This window comes from Qipengyuania marisflavi (assembly GCF_005884405.1).
Classification (GTDB): Bacteria; Pseudomonadota; Alphaproteobacteria; order Sphingomonadales; family Sphingomonadaceae; genus Qipengyuania; species Qipengyuania marisflavi.
This window is the reverse complement of record NZ_VCAO01000004.1, coordinates 84281-97910: the sequence shown is the minus strand read 5'-3', so window position 1 is coordinate 97910 and position 13630 is coordinate 84281. Positions and strand designations below refer to the sequence as shown.

13 protein-coding genes are annotated in these 13630 nt (G+C 61.0%); 9 read left to right on the top strand and 4 right to left on the bottom strand.

Annotated elements, in window-relative coordinates:
- The first annotated feature begins 28 nt into the window (after nucleotides 1–28).
- From FEV51_RS09750 to FEV51_RS09725, 6 genes are all read left to right on the top strand, one after another.
- Nucleotides 29–1435, top strand: coding sequence for an O-antigen polymerase (locus FEV51_RS09750; RefSeq protein WP_138618409.1), 1407 nt, complete (start codon nucleotides 29–31; stop codon nucleotides 1433–1435).
- Between the two features lie 82 nt (nucleotides 1436–1517).
- A complete protein-coding gene (locus tag FEV51_RS09745; protein ID WP_138618407.1) occupies nucleotides 1518–3008 on the top strand; it encodes a flavin-containing monooxygenase in 1491 nt (496 codons plus the stop codon).
- 35 nt (nucleotides 3009–3043) lie between these two features.
- A complete protein-coding gene (locus FEV51_RS09740; protein ID WP_138618405.1) occupies nucleotides 3044–3799 on the top strand; it encodes a competence/damage-inducible protein A in 756 nt (251 codons plus the stop codon).
- Between the two features lie 71 nt (nucleotides 3800–3870).
- Nucleotides 3871–6798: a DUF2339 domain-containing protein gene (locus tag FEV51_RS09735; RefSeq protein ID WP_138618403.1), complete on the top strand. Its 2928-nt coding sequence runs from the start codon at nucleotides 3871–3873 to the stop codon at nucleotides 6796–6798.
- 24 nt (nucleotides 6799–6822) lie between these two features.
- Complete coding sequence (locus FEV51_RS09730; protein WP_138618401.1) at nucleotides 6823–7791, top strand: polysaccharide deacetylase family protein; 969 nt, start codon at nucleotides 6823–6825, stop codon at nucleotides 7789–7791.
- A gap of 10 nt (nucleotides 7792–7801) precedes the next feature.
- The gene (locus FEV51_RS09725; RefSeq protein WP_246034516.1) at nucleotides 7802–8713 is read left to right on the top strand and encodes a GNAT family N-acetyltransferase; all 912 of its coding nucleotides are present in this window, start codon (nucleotides 7802–7804) and stop codon (nucleotides 8711–8713) included.
- A 105-nt stretch (nucleotides 8714–8818) separates the two neighbouring features.
- Here FEV51_RS09725 and rplA read toward each other — a convergent pair whose 3' ends face one another.
- Both rplA and rplK read right to left on the bottom strand, forming a co-directional pair.
- Nucleotides 8819–9517: a 50S ribosomal protein L1 gene (rplA, locus tag FEV51_RS09720; protein WP_138618397.1), complete on the bottom strand. Its 699-nt coding sequence runs from the start codon at nucleotides 9515–9517 to the stop codon at nucleotides 8819–8821.
- A 4-nt stretch (nucleotides 9518–9521) separates the two neighbouring features.
- The gene (rplK, locus tag FEV51_RS09715; RefSeq protein ID WP_138618395.1) at nucleotides 9522–9953 is read right to left on the bottom strand and encodes a 50S ribosomal protein L11; all 432 of its coding nucleotides are present in this window, start codon (nucleotides 9951–9953) and stop codon (nucleotides 9522–9524) included.
- Nucleotides 9954–10394: 441 nt separating this feature from the next.
- Here rplK and FEV51_RS09710 point away from each other — a divergent pair, with 441 nt between their 5' ends.
- Nucleotides 10395–10607, top strand: a complete 213-nt coding sequence (locus tag FEV51_RS09710) for a cold-shock protein (protein ID WP_138618393.1) — start codon at nucleotides 10395–10397, stop codon at nucleotides 10605–10607.
- Nucleotides 10608–10695: 88 nt separating this feature from the next.
- Entirely contained in the window at nucleotides 10696–10941 is a 246-nt protein-coding gene (locus tag FEV51_RS09705; protein ID WP_138618391.1) for a hypothetical protein, read from the top strand.
- A gap of 33 nt (nucleotides 10942–10974) precedes the next feature.
- On the opposite strand, the gene nusG is transcribed toward FEV51_RS09705, so the two are convergent.
- Both nusG and secE read right to left on the bottom strand, forming a co-directional pair.
- Complete coding sequence (gene nusG / locus FEV51_RS09700; protein WP_138618389.1) at nucleotides 10975–11511, bottom strand: transcription termination/antitermination protein NusG; 537 nt, start codon at nucleotides 11509–11511, stop codon at nucleotides 10975–10977.
- A 32-nt stretch (nucleotides 11512–11543) separates the two neighbouring features.
- Entirely contained in the window at nucleotides 11544–11750 is a 207-nt protein-coding gene (gene secE, locus FEV51_RS09695; protein WP_138618387.1) for a preprotein translocase subunit SecE, read from the bottom strand.
- 267 nt (nucleotides 11751–12017) lie between these two features.
- On the opposite strand from secE, the gene FEV51_RS09690 reads away from it, so the two are divergent.
- Nucleotides 12018–13556 carry an alanine/glycine:cation symporter family protein gene (locus FEV51_RS09690; RefSeq protein WP_138618385.1) on the top strand — a complete coding sequence of 513 codons (1539 nt, stop codon included), beginning with the start codon at nucleotides 12018–12020 and terminating at the stop codon, nucleotides 13554–13556.
- The last annotated feature ends 74 nt before the right edge of the window (nucleotides 13557–13630 follow it).

Here is a 13630-nt window from a genome sequence, read left to right as displayed (position 1 = left end):
GTCGCGCAACTGCCATCTTGAGTGAACCGTGTACGACTTCCTTCTGGCCGCCTCTCTGATTGTCTTTGCATTGGTGGTCTCCGCCTATGCCCGGCACCGCGCGGCCAGTCTTATGCATCCCGCAACAGTCTATCTGGCATTTCACGGTTTGATCTTCGTGTTCCGCCCGATTGTGGCGCGCCTGTACGATTTCGATTTCATTTACCGATTGTACAATTTCCAGCCTTCGATGGATGACAAGATCACTGTGATCCTGGGCGCAAATCTGGCGTTATTGACCTTTGTGCTGGTATCATTGCGCGTGGCGAGCGAGCCGGTTGCGCAGATCGCAGCTGACGAGATCAGAGGCGTGCGGGCCCGCCTGACCAAGCCCATCGCCATCGTCGCAGCTGTAATCGCGCCGCTCGCCATCACCTCGCAGATCGGCAATTGGCGCCGCCGCGTGAACGAATTCGACACGATGATGACCGATGCCGCCACCGGGGTGCAGTTCAATGTGGACGGCAATGGCTGGTTCACCGATTCCGCGCTGATGCTGGCGCCGCTGGTTATCATGGCCTTGTGGCTATCGCGCTATCGCCTGTGGGGCTGGGCAATTTTTGGCGCGTTTGTGGTCTTGCAAAGCGGGTCCGGCGGACGGGCACCGCTGATCTACACAGTGGTTGCTATCGGCGTGCTGTTCCTGCTGGAGCGCGGACGCCGCTGGTTTGACTGGCGCGGTGTGGTGCTCGCGGTGTTCGCACTGGTCGCGTTCAACCAGATCGTGATGGACCGCGGCGCAGCGGTGCGCGATCTGGTCGGCAGCGATGCGGGTGACACGTATATCACTGATCGCCAGCTTGATCCTCTGGAGGGAATGGATTTCGCCAATCTCGAATATTTCGAATACATTGTTTACGCCGTGCCGCAGCGTACCGGGACGTGGGATTATTTCGCCAGCAATCTACAGCTTTTCACTGAACCCATCCCCCGCGCCCTTTGGCCGGACAAGCCGAAAGGCTCACCGGTGCAGTTCTTCCAATTGTGGAATTACGGCACACCCACCGGGATGACCGCATCGGTGCCAGGCATGGGCTGGATGTCACTGGGCTATATCGGGATTATCATTCAAGCCTCAGTATTCGCGCTGATCTATGCGTCTGCCTACAATTGGCTGCTGATCCGCAGGAGGAGCGCTGCGGCGTGGATCGGCTATGCGTTGATCATCGCCACCTCTGTCACGGTGCTACGCGATGGCAGCCTGCTGACACTGGCGCGGCTGAGCCCGTTCTACGTCGGGCCGCTGCTGATGGTGCTTGTGCTCGCGCGCTTTTCAGGGCCGCGCATGGCCTTTGGCACTGAGGGCGACGAAGCGCTGCCAGGCAATGAATTCCTGGCGCTGACACCTGCAGAGCGGCGCCGCTCGCTCGCAGCACAGGCCGCAGACCAGCGCTAAACTGGCAAAAAGGTTGCAGGTTGAAACGCAGGCTGGCCTATCCCCCGCCTCTTGGCTAGTTTGATAGCCATTGGAGAGACACATGACGCAAACTGCCATCGACTTCGACGTGCTTATCGTCGGAGCAGGCATTTCAGGCATCGGCATGGCGGCGCATCTTGAGATGCTGAGCCCCGACCGCAGTTACGCGGTTCTGGAAATGCGCGAGCAGTTGGGTGGGACATGGGATCTGTTCCGCTATCCCGGCGTACGTTCGGACAGCGATATGCAAACGCTGTCCTATCATTTCGAACCGTGGACGCATGAGGATTCGATTGCCGATGCTTCGTCGATCCTGGAATATCTCCACCGCGTGGTCGACAATCGCGGCATACGGGAGAAAATACGCTTCAACACCCGCGTGATCGCCGCCGACTGGCGCGCCGAAGACGCGGCGTGGCACTTAACGGTTGAGGATGCACAGGGCGGCCGCAGCACGCTGACAGCGCGGTTCCTCTATCTCGGCTCGGGCTATTACGATTACGAACAGCCGCACGATGCCAGAATTCCCGGCAGCGACAGCTTTGCCGGGACCATTGCCCACCCGCAATTCTGGCCGTCCGACCTCGACCACGCGGGCAAGCGTGTGGTGGTGATCGGTTCGGGTGCGACAGCGATCACACTGGTGCCCGCAATGGCGGAAACCGCCGGGCACGTGACGATGTTGCAGCGCACGCCCACCTGGGTGATGTCGCTGCCCGGCAAGGACCGGATGGCGAATTTGCTGCACCGTATCTTACCAGCAAAGTTGGCGCACAAAATCTTGCGGAAGCGCAATGTGTTTTTCACCGACTGGTTCTTCAAACGGTCAAGAGCCAAGCCCAAAAAAGTCGTCGCCATGTTGCAGAAGGATATCAAGAGCCACCTTGGCGACAAGTACAATGCAGCTGATTTCACCCCCCCGTACAATCCGTGGGACGAACGCATGTGCTTTGTGCGCGATGGCGATCTGTTTGACGCCATTGTCGAGGACCGTGCCGCCATTGCCACCGGGCACATTACCGCGATTGAGAAAGACGGCGTCAGGCTCAAGGACGGGCGGTTCCTGCCCGCCGATATTATCGTTACCGCGACCGGACTCCAGCTGGCGGTCGCGGGCAAGATCGCCATCAGCCTTGATGGCAAAGCTGTCGTGTTCAGCGACCACTTTTTCTACAAGAACTGCATGTTCGATGGCATTCCGAACTTTGCCCTGCTGGTGGTCTATCTCAACGCCAGCGCCACCTTGCGGGTCGACATGGTCACGCAATATCTCTGCCGCGTTCTCAACCATATGCGCGACGCCGGGGCGCATTCTGCCACCCCGGTCATCCCGCAAGACGCTGTGATCGAAGATCATGAGATGTTCGATTTCACCTCCGGCTATATCCAGCGCGCAAAACATCTTATGCCCAAAAGCTCTCTCGCCGATCCGTGGCGGTTGAGCCATGATTATCTTCGCGACCGGGTATATATGCGCAAAGACCCCGTGGATGATGGAAACCTTGTCTTTGCGAAAACCGGGAACGACCAAGTCTTTGAGGCCGCCGAGTAGTAGCCAGCAAGCTGCGGGATGGTTAGAGAATGCCCATGACCGCACGCATTTATACCGCCGGACTGCTGGTAATCGGTGACGAAATCCTGTCCGGGCGCACGCATGACAAGAACATCGCGCAGGTCGCCAGCTGGTTGCAGGTGCAGGGCATCCGCCTGTCCGAAGTACGCGTGGTCGCTGATGTGCAGGACCGGATTGTCGAAGCGGTCAACGCGCTGCGTGAAAGCTATGACTATCTGTTTACCACCGGCGGCATTGGCCCGACGCATGACGATATCACCGTGGATGCGGTTTCCGCGGCGCTGGGCGTGCCGGTTATCATCCACCCTGAAGCGCACGCGATCCTTGAACGCTATTATACGGATAAGGGCGGGCTGACCGACGCGCGGCTGCGCATGGCGCGCACGCCCGAAGGGGCCGAACTGATCCCCAACCGGATGTCGGGCGCTCCGGGCATTCGGATCGGCAATGTCCATCTGATGGCCGGGGTGCCGCATATCACCGCCGGAATGCTGGATGCGCTGACCGGGACGCTGGAAGGCGGCGCACCGCTGATCAGCGAAACTGTGGGCGGTTTCATTCCCGAAAGCGAAGTGTCCGAATTGCTGCGCGAAGTTGAAAAGGCGCATTCCCAATGTCAGATCGGCAGCTATCCGTTCTTCCGTGATGGCCGCGTAGGTGCCAATTTTGTAATCCGCTCGACCGATGCCGATGAACTGCAAAGCTGCTTCGACACGCTGTGTGACGGGCTTGGCGCGGCGGGTTTCGACTTTACGCCGGGTGGCATCTGACACCGCGCGCGCTTCGACTTATGCCGCATCGGCACCGCTCCAGCCTTGTAGCTGCGGGATAGGCACGTCCGATGTGGTTCTTCATCCTCATCCTGCTGGGTATCACAGCCTATCTGTGGCAGCGGCTGGACCGTGCTGAACGGCGGCTGGATGCGCTGGACACGGCGCAGAACTGGACTTTGCAATATCTGCAGCGGCTGGAAACACCGGAGACCGCGCACAATGCCGAGCCGGAGCCAATAGCCGAGGATAAAGCGCAGGATGAGACTGTCGAAGCCCCTGCCGTCGCGCTGAGGGCCAGTGAGGCTGACGATGCTGTAACACTGGTTTCAGCGGACCCGCCTCAAGAGCAACCCACTGAGGTTGAGCCGCAGCTCGAACCCGAGCCCGAGCCAGAACCGCGCGGCTGGAACTTCGACTTGGAGGACATCTTCGGGCGCCGTCTGCCGATCTGGGCTGGCGGTGTGACATTGGCGGTCGCTGGCGTGTTCCTTGTGCGTTATTCGATCGAGCGCGGTCTGGTCACGCCGCTGCTGCGCGTGATTATGGCGTTTGCATTCGGCTTCTCGCTGCTGGCTGGGGCCGAACTGGCCTATCGGCAGGAAGCGCGCGTCGCGGACCCGCGTGTGCGGCAAGCGTTGGCCGGAGCAGGCTTGGCGACGCTCTATGCTGCATTCTATCTGGCTGGCACGCAATATGGCCTGATCGGGCAGTCGCTAGCGTTTCTGGGGCTGGCCGGAGTGACGGCGGCGGCCATCGCATTGTCCTTCCGTTTTGGCCTGCCCAGCGCGGTGCTGGGTCTGGTTGGTGGCTTCGCCGCGCCCGCATTGGTGGGCGGCGAAGAGGCGAACTTGCCGCTGCTCGCGCTGTATCTTGGCCTGGTGACAGCGGGTCTGGCCTTCTCAGGACGCCGCCAGCAACGCCCTTGGATGGGCATTGCTGCGCTTATCGGCGGGCTTGGCTGGGGCACGCTGCTGCTCTTGGCTGGCGATCCCGGCTTTGCCGAGATGCTGGCGCTGGGGCTCTATTTCATCGTGCTCGGCGCAGTGCTGCCCGCCATGCTGGGCCAGCAGGAATTCGAGCGGCCGGTAAGGTTGGCCGCAGCGCTGGTGTCCAGCGTGCAATTGGCACTGTTGGTGGATCAGGGCGGTTACACGGCGATGGCCTGGGGGCTCTATCTGATCTTGGGGGCCACGCTGGCATGGTTCGCATGGAGGCGGCCCGAACTGCGCGAAGCCAATGCTGCGGCGGCAATCGTCGGGATATTGCTGCTGGCACAATGGGACGGTGCTGCGCCGCTGGGTTTTGCCGCAGTCGCCGCCGCCTTGGCTGGGCTGTTCGCAGCGGTGCCGCTGGCGCTGATCTGGCGGCGCGAGGATCGCGCGTTCGATCTGTGGCAACTGTGCGGGACGGCTGTGGGGCTGGCCGTGGTCAGCTATGCCACTCTCGCCAAATCTGACGGTGATATGTTCGAACCCGTGCTGGCGCTGGCGACATTCGCCTTGGCCGCCTTTCCGGCGCTCGCCGCCTGGCGCATCTGGAGCCGGGACGAACCGCGCCAATTGGCAATCGCGCTTGGCTCTACCGCCGCGCTCGTTTTCGCCGCGCTGCTGATGATAACGCCCGCGTGGAGCGCACCATTGGCGGCGGCGGCGGTCTTTGGCGGGCTGTTCGCGCTGTTGCGACAGCGTTCCTCGCCAGAACTTGCGGCGTTGCTGTGGTTCGCTGCAGTGATCACAGGATTGTCGCTGTTTTCAAGCCTCACCTTGGTGCAGGAAGCCGAAAATCTCGCCCAGATTGATGACCGGACGACCAGCGTCAAAGGGCTGCTACGCTGGACCGCCGCCGCGCTGCCGTTTGTGGCGATGGCATGGCGCAATTCCAGTGACCCGCAGAGGCGAGTCGCTGAGGGACTTGGCACTGCACTGATCTATGGCGCGCTGGCGCAGGTTTTGCCGGGCGCGGTGTTGGCGTGGACCGCAGCCACATTGGCGATTGGCCTTGTCATCACCCAGCCCGCCCGTATCGCCGCGCAAATGGTGGCAGCAGCTATCACCTGTCTGTGGGCACTCCCGCCGACGGTAATCTGGCTGACAGCCGCGATTTTGTCGCTGGCCGGTGGTCCTGTATTCATAGGTGAGCTGCCGCTCATGCGATCTGTCTTGCTGCATATCCTGCCCGCCGGAGCCGCTCTGCTTGCCGTCGCTACAGTGCGCAGCGTCAAAACCGATGTGCCCATGGTTGCTGGCGCGCTGGCCGGGCTGGTCACTCTGATCGCCGCGCATGTCGCCTTCAAGCAGCTGTTCGCCATCGAAACCTTCACCCGCTTCATTACGCAGGGGCTGCTGGAACGGACCTTGTGGGAAGCACTGCTGATGGCTGCGGCGTGGGCGGCAAATCGCGACCTACCCCGGCTGGGCAAACAGCGCACAGAGGCGATTGGTCTGGCCACAGCGGCGCTGGCGCATTTCACGCTGTATTCCGGCCTGCTGCACAATCCTCTGTGGGCAGAGCAAGCGGTTGGCCCGGTGCCCGTCGCCAACCTCGCCGCCGCCGCTTACGGCGTTGCAATCGCCGCTGCGCTGTTGCTGCGCAATTGGCTGGGCAAGCACGCCCGCCTTCCCGCAGACGCTGCCGTGATGGTACTGGTCAGCCTGCTGGCGATCACTCTGCTGAGGCAGGCATTTGCTGGATCGGTGATGGCTGGCGTCCCGCTGGGCCAGACCGAGGATCTGTTGCGCTCGCTGACCGGGATCTTGCTGGCGCTGGGCTTCCTGTTCGTCGGCAGCAGGCTGGCGCGGCGCAGCTGGCGCGTGGGTTCGCTGGTCGTGATGCTGATCGCCGTCGTGAAGGTTTTCATCTTCGATGCTGCCGGTCTGGAAGGGCTGTTGCGGGTCGTCAGCTTCATGGCGCTGGGCTTCAGCCTGATTGGCATCGGCTGGCTCTATTCCCGCCAGCTGCGCGCCCTGCCCCGCGAGGCGGACACCTCGAATAATTAACCACGTCATGTTACAGCCCCGGCCATGACGGCGGTCTACATCACCATCGACACCGAATATTCCGCCGGGCTGGTCGCACAGCTGGGCGTGAGCGCGCTTGCCGAAAATTTTGACCGCTCGATCGCCTGCCGCACCGCCGATGGCGAGGCAGGTATCCACCACCAGATGGATGTGATGGAGGCCAATGGCCTGACCGGCGTGTTTTTCGTCGACCCGATGCCCGCGCTGATATGGGGTCAACGGGCAGTGGATCTGGTGGTCCGCCCGATCTTGAAGCGCGGCCACGATGTGCAACTGCACCTTCATCCCGAATGGCTCGAAATAGCCGGTGACGCCAATCCGCTGCGCAGCCGCACGGGACGCGTGATGCATGAATTTACCGAGGACGAGCAGGTCGAACTGATCGAGATCGGGTGCGAATATCTGGTCCGTGCAGGCGCCCCAGCCCCAACAGCATTCCGCGCCGGAAATTACGGTGTGAACGATGCGACTATGCGGGCGCTGGCACGCTGCAAAATCCGCTACGACAGCAGCCATGTTCCCGGCATGCGCGATTCCGATTGCCGCCTGACGCTTGGCCCACAGCATCAGAAGGTGCTTCGCCATAAGGGCACGCTTGAGGTGCCGGTGGGTTCGATCCGCAGTTTCGGCGGTCTTCGGCACGCCCAGATTACCGCCTTATCCTCATGGGAAATGACCGCCGCCCTGCGCTTTGCCGTGCGTGAGAATATCGCCATGCTCAATATTGTCAGCCACAGCTTCGAATTGCTCAGCCGCGACCGCACCAGGATCAACAGCATCGTGCGCGGCCGATTCGCATCGTTCTGCGAATCGGTGGCCGGAACCTCCGGTGCCCGCAGCGCCACCTTCACCAGCCGCCCACCGCAAATCGGTGACGAGACCGGGGCTGCCACCATGCCGCATAGCGAAGTGCGCAGCGCTGCACGGATCGCCGAACAATTGCTGGCCAATTCGCTTTATGGCGCGGAGTGACGCCGTTTCTGTGACCGCAGAACTTCACCGGGTGGGTTTTACACTTGGCGCGCGCCGCCTTGCCAGTGTCCAGCGGCAGCTGGCCCCCCTCGCATTTTCGCTTGAAGATGTACTGGTCGCGCGCCTGCCCGATATGCCTGATCTGGCCGGGGCTGACGGGCTGAGAGTGCTGTCGGCACCGATTGCGATGATCCCGCAATTGCAGGCCCGGTTTCCCGGCTTCATGATTGGCGTACGGCAAGATTATGCGCGGTCATATATCGACATGACAGGCAGCTTTGACAGCTATCTGGCGCGGTTTTCGGGCAAGACCCGCTCCACGCTGCGGCGCAAACGGCGCAAGTTTGAACAAGCCGGTGAAGGCGAACTGGCGCTGACAGCCTATCGGACCCCTGCCGAGATCGAGACCTTCCTCGATCTGGCAGTGCCGCTGTCACGCCGGACGTACCAGGCCCGGCTGCTCGACGCGGGCCTGCCCGAAGGACCATCGGCGCGGGCTGAGGCGTGCGAATTGGCCGCAGGAGACAGACTGCGTGCCTATCTGCTGTTCCTGCATGGTGAGCCGGTCGCCTATCTCTATCTACCGGTTGATGGCGCGACATTGGTGTATGCCTATCTCGGCTACGATCCGCAGCATGCCAGCCTGTCACCCGGCACGGTCTTGCAAATGGCCGCGCTGGAGGCATTGTTCGCCGAGGAGCAGTTTCGCTTTTTCGATTTTACTGAGGGCGAAGGCGCTCACAAGGCGCTGTTCGGGACGCACAGTGCCGACTGCGCCAGTTTCCTGCTGCTGCGCCCCACGCTGGCCAATCGTGCGCTGATTGCGGCGCAGGCGGGCTTCGATGCGGCGGTGGCGGGCGGCAAGGCTCTGGCCCGCCGCAGCGGCGCAGAAAGCGCGCTTCGCCGGATGCTGGGCCGATAGCAAAAGGGCCGGAGGTTTCCCCCCGGCCCCTTCATGTCTGCAATTGCAGGGTCTCGATTATGAGACCGTGAGCACCACCTGACGGCGGTCCCTCAGGCTAGGAAATCAGGCGCCTTCGACTTCGGCCAGATCAACCTTGAGGCCGGGGCCCATCGTGCTGGTCAGCGTGATCTTCTTGACATATTTGCCCTTCGAACCCGACGGCTTGGCCTTAACGATGGCCTGCGTCAGCGCTTCGAAGTTTGCCTTGATGTCGGCATCCTTGAAAGACAGCTTGCCGATGCCGGTGTGAATGATGCCCTGCTTTTCAACACGGAATTCAACCTGGCCACCCTTGGCATCCTTGACCGCCTGCTCGACGTTCGGGGTAACCGTGCCCAGCTTGGGGTTCGGCATCAGGCCCTTGGGGCCCAGCATCTTGCCGAGACGGCCAACGACACCCATCATGTCCGGCGTGGCGATCACGCGGTCATAATCCAGATTGCCGTTCTGCATGTCTTCCATCAGGTCTTCGGCGCCAACCTTGTCGGCCCCGGCGGCAGTTGCCTTTTCGGCATTTTCGCCGCGTGCGAAAACCGCAACCTTGACGTCCTTGCCGGTGCCCGAAGGCAGCGACACCATCCCGCGGACCATCTGGTCAGCGTGACGCGGGTCGACACCCAGGTTCATGGCAACTTCAACCGCTTCGTCGAACTTGCTGCTGGCAACTTCGCGCAGCGCCTTGATCGCATCGTCAACGGTGTAAAATGTTTCGCCATCGAATTTATCAGCGACGAGCTTCTGCTTCTTGGTCTGCTTTACCATGGTCTTAGCCCTCCACCACTTCGAGGCCCATCGAACGCGCGGAGCCTTCGATGATCTTCGTTGCCTGATCGATATCGTTCGCGTTGAGATCCTTCATCTTGGTTTCAGCAATCTCGGAGAGCTGCGAACGCTTGATGGTTCCGGCCGAAACCTTGCCCGGCTCTTTCGAACCCGACTTCAGATTGGCGGCCTTTTTGATCAGGAACGATGCCGGCGGCGTCTTGGTCACGAAGGTGAACGAACGATCCGCAAACACGGTGATGATCGTGGGGATCGGCATCCCCTTATCCATGTCACCCGTCGCAGCGTTGAACGCCTTGCAGAATTCCATGATGTTCACGCCGCGCTGACCCAGCGCCGGGCCGATCGGGGGGGACGGGTTGGCGGCGCCCGCAGGCACCTGCAGCTTGATATAGCCGTCGATCTTCTTGGCCATGAATGGCCTCCTTTCTCACTGTCGCCGCAATCGTTGATGACTGGCAGCTCATGGTAAGCGGTCAAGCGGATGGGCCGAGGTCCATCCTCCCGCGCGTATTCCCATAAATGTCTTCTGGGAGGCGCGCGCATAGCGCCGGTCACCCCTGATGGCAAGCCGTTATCCGAGGTCTGCTGAGCAATCGTTAGGTGATCGGCCATTGCCATGCTACATGGGCCGCGCTGACGTCGAATTTTGCGACGGACTTCGGCTTTTGACGACCGCCGCTTGGGCGACCGATGCAGATCGGCGGCCCCCCGGCGTAAACCAGACGGCGACTTCCTTTCACTTGACGACCTGACGCCTCCCGTTCGCATTCGCGTTCGGGTTGAACCCTGAAAATGGTTCGTCGTCCGTACAATGCGGGCAGGCAACCGATCGTTTCTTGAAAGGAAACACCCCATGGCCAAGACTGGCACCGTCAAGTTTTTCAACACCGACAAGGGCTACGGCTTCATTCAGCCTGACGATGGCTCGGGCGATAGCTTCGTGCACATCTCTGCCGTTCAGGCAGCTGGCATGCACTCGCTCGATAAGGACCAGCGCCTTAACTACGAAGTCGAGACCGGCCGTAACGGCAAGGAAAGCGCGATCAACCTGAGCGCTGCTGACTAACCTGACATGGCGCGCGCCGTCCCTGCATCTGCGGGGGCGGCGCGTTACCTTGCCCCGCCTATTCCGGCGCTTCAGGAGATTTTGGCCTATGAGCCAGACATTCGAATTTTATAACACGCGCGCCAACGAGGCCGCTGCCGAAGCCAAGATTGCCAAGCTGGACAATGTGCGCGACCGCGCGCTGCGTTCCGAAGCCACTTGGCGCGGGCTTGCCGAACAGGCCCGCAAAATCGCCACCGAACGCGCCAAGGCCGAAGCCGAACGCGCCGCCAAGCGCGAGCTTGAAGCATTGGAACTTGCAGAATCGCAGGTAAACCAGGCCAGCGTAGGCTAGGCCTGCATTTGCGGGCTGCGTTGCAGCCCGCCCTTATTTCAGCAGTTCGACCTGTTCGAATTCGAGCTCGACCGGGGTTGCCCGGCCGAAGATCGATACCGAAACCTTGACCTTCTGCTTGTCGAAGTCGAGCTCCTCGACCAGCCCGTTGAAGCTGGCGAAGGGTCCGTCGAGCACTTTGACCTGATCGCCGATCTCGTAATCGACGCTGATCTGCTTCTTGGGAGCGGCCTTGGCCTCTTCCATTCCGCCGAAATACCGCGCGGCTTCCTTTTCGGAGATTGCCTGCGGCTTGTTATTGGTGCCGAGGAAGCCGGTCACCTTGGGCGTGTTCTTGACCAGGTGATAAATGTCATCGGTCATGTTCAGCTTGGCCAGCACATAGCCGGGCATGAACTTGCGTTCGGTCTGAACCTTTTTGCCGCGCTTGACCTCGGTGATGGTTTCGGTCGGAACCTCCACCTCGGCAACGCCGTCCGAAAGGCCCAGACGCTCAGCCTCGGAAATGATCGCGTCGCGAACTTTGTTCTCGAAACCGGAATAAGCGTGGATGATGTACCAGCGTGCCATGTGAAACCTTGAAACCTTAGTCTGGAGAACCGTCAGGCGAGCGTCAGCAGCCAACGAACGACAGTGCTGAACAGCGTATCCACGCCGAGGAAAAAGAGCGACAGAATCAGCATCATGATGAACACGAAGATTGCGGTGCGAACCGTTTCCTCGCGCGTCGGCCACACGACCTTGCGCCCTTCGCTGCGCACCTGATCGATGAATTCGGCCGGGGAGGTCTTCCCCTCGCTCTTCGCCATGACCTGTCTCTACCTTTGCGATAATTCGTGACTGCCTTACCGGAATGGGGCCATCGCCGCCCCGGTTCAAGTCCGGGAGGGGCTTTATTGCACTCCAATGTAGGAAGACGGGCACGCATTTAGGCCGGGGCCGCGGCAAAAGCAAGCGGGTGCTGCACGCCGCTGCAACGGGTCTATGGAAAGCGATCAGCTTCGCTCTGGTCAAGGCGCGAAACCGGCACTAGCGTGCGCCGATTGAGTTTCGGGACGAATGAGGGGAGCCATTCAATGGCCGCAAGTGAATCGGGTCAGCTGACGCTGGTCGACCGGGTAACAAATATTTCCGACTTTATCTGGGGCGGGACCTGGAATGGGGAGGCCCTGTCATGGCTTTCCATCGGCGGACAGCCGATCCCGCCAATGACCTTGATCCTGCTGGGCATCGGCATGTGGATCATGATCGGCCTGCGGTTCTATCCTATTCTGAAGCTGTTTAGCGCGTTCAAGGGTCTGTTCGCTGGACGCAAGAGCAGCGGTGCCGGTGAGATTTCGCCGTTTGCGGCGCTATCCACCGCGTTGTCGGGCCAGGTTGGTACGGGCAACCTGGCAGGTGTCGCGACGGCAATTACGCTGGGCGGACCGGGCGCAATTTTCTGGATGTGGATTACCGCACTGGTCGGTATGGCGCTGGCCTTTGCGGAAGGTTCGCTGGCTATTCGGTACCGCGAAAAGACCAGCGACGGCGTCTATCGCGGCGGCCCGATGACTTACATCATGATGGGTCTGGGCAAAAAATGGACATGGCTGGCCATTGTTTTCTGCATCGGCACACTGTTCTCCGCTCTGGTGACGGGCAATTCGATCCAGGCCAATGCGGTTGCTGACGGCCTCAATGAACTGTTCGGTATCGAGGAATGGCTGGGCGGCCTGATTGTGGCCGTGCTGGTATTCGTGGTGATCATCGGCGGCATCAAGTCGATCGGCAATGTCGCGGAAAAGATCATTCCGTTCATGGCCGCAGCCTATATCGTCATGGCGGTTATCGCGCTGATCCTGAACTTCGGCGATCTGCCCGCAACCTTCGGACTGATCTTTGACGGGGCATTTAACCCGCAGGCGGCAACCGGCGGCTTTGCCGGGGCGGCGATCATGCTCGCGATCCGGGCCGGTGTGGCGCGCGGCCTGTTCTCCAACGAAGCGGGTCAGGGTTCGACGCCTATCGCCCACGCCGTGGCACAGACCGACGATCCCGAGCAGCAGGGCCGCATGGCAATGCTGGGCACGTTTATCGACACCATCGTGATCTGCACCATGACGGCGCTGGTTATGCTGACAGTAAAGGGCGAATTCACTGCTGGCGGCCAGATCGTCGAACATGCGTGGAATTCGGATCTGCAGGGCTTCGCCATGACCAGCGGTGCCTTTGCCGCAGCGTTCCCTTTTGAAATCGCCAGCATCCCGGCCGGCACGCTGATCGCCAGTATCGCACTGATCCTGTTCGTGTTCACCACGCTGCTGACCTGGAGCTATTACGGTGAGCGGGCGATTACCTTCATTTATGACCGCGTACCGGGTTCGACCCGCGGCGGTGAGAAGGCGTTGCACATGATCTGGCGCGTGCTGTGGTGCGTGGTGATTTATATCGGCAGTTCGCTGGATCTGACGCTGGTGTGGCGTTTTGGCGATATTGCCAATGCCGCGATGGCACTGCCCAACCTGCTTGCGCTGGCCCTGCTCAGCGGCGTGGTCTTCAAGCTGGCCAAGGGCGATCGCAAGGCCGGTGAGGACCATCTCGAAGATACGCCGGAAGAGCCCAACGAATATTAAGGGCTGCCTTCACGGCACGTAAAAAGGGGCCGGTGGCGCTATGCCACCGGCCCCTTTCGTATTCTCAACCCTCA

Coding starts and splice junctions, on each gene's coding strand:
- FEV51_RS09745 (WP_138618407.1), top strand. CDS start 1,518: ATGACGCAAACTGCCATCGACTTCGACGTGCTTATCGTCGGAGCAGGC.
- FEV51_RS09740 (WP_138618405.1), top strand. CDS start 3,044: ATGACCGCACGCATTTATACCGCCGGACTGCTGGTAATCGGTGACGAA.
- FEV51_RS09735 (WP_138618403.1), top strand. CDS start 3,871: ATGTGGTTCTTCATCCTCATCCTGCTGGGTATCACAGCCTATCTGTGG.
- FEV51_RS09730 (WP_138618401.1), top strand. CDS start 6,823: ATGACGGCGGTCTACATCACCATCGACACCGAATATTCCGCCGGGCTG.
- rplA (WP_138618397.1), bottom strand. CDS start 9,517: ATGGTAAAGCAGACCAAGAAGCAGAAGCTCGTCGCTGATAAATTCGAT.
- rplK (WP_138618395.1), bottom strand. CDS start 9,953: ATGGCCAAGAAGATCGACGGCTATATCAAGCTGCAGGTGCCTGCGGGC.
- FEV51_RS09710 (WP_138618393.1), top strand. CDS start 10,395: ATGGCCAAGACTGGCACCGTCAAGTTTTTCAACACCGACAAGGGCTAC.
- FEV51_RS09705 (WP_138618391.1), top strand. CDS start 10,696: ATGAGCCAGACATTCGAATTTTATAACACGCGCGCCAACGAGGCCGCT.
- nusG (WP_138618389.1), bottom strand. CDS start 11,511: ATGGCACGCTGGTACATCATCCACGCTTATTCCGGTTTCGAGAACAAA.
- secE (WP_138618387.1), bottom strand. CDS start 11,750: ATGGCGAAGAGCGAGGGGAAGACCTCCCCGGCCGAATTCATCGATCAG.
- FEV51_RS09690 (WP_138618385.1), top strand. CDS start 12,018: ATGGCCGCAAGTGAATCGGGTCAGCTGACGCTGGTCGACCGGGTAACA.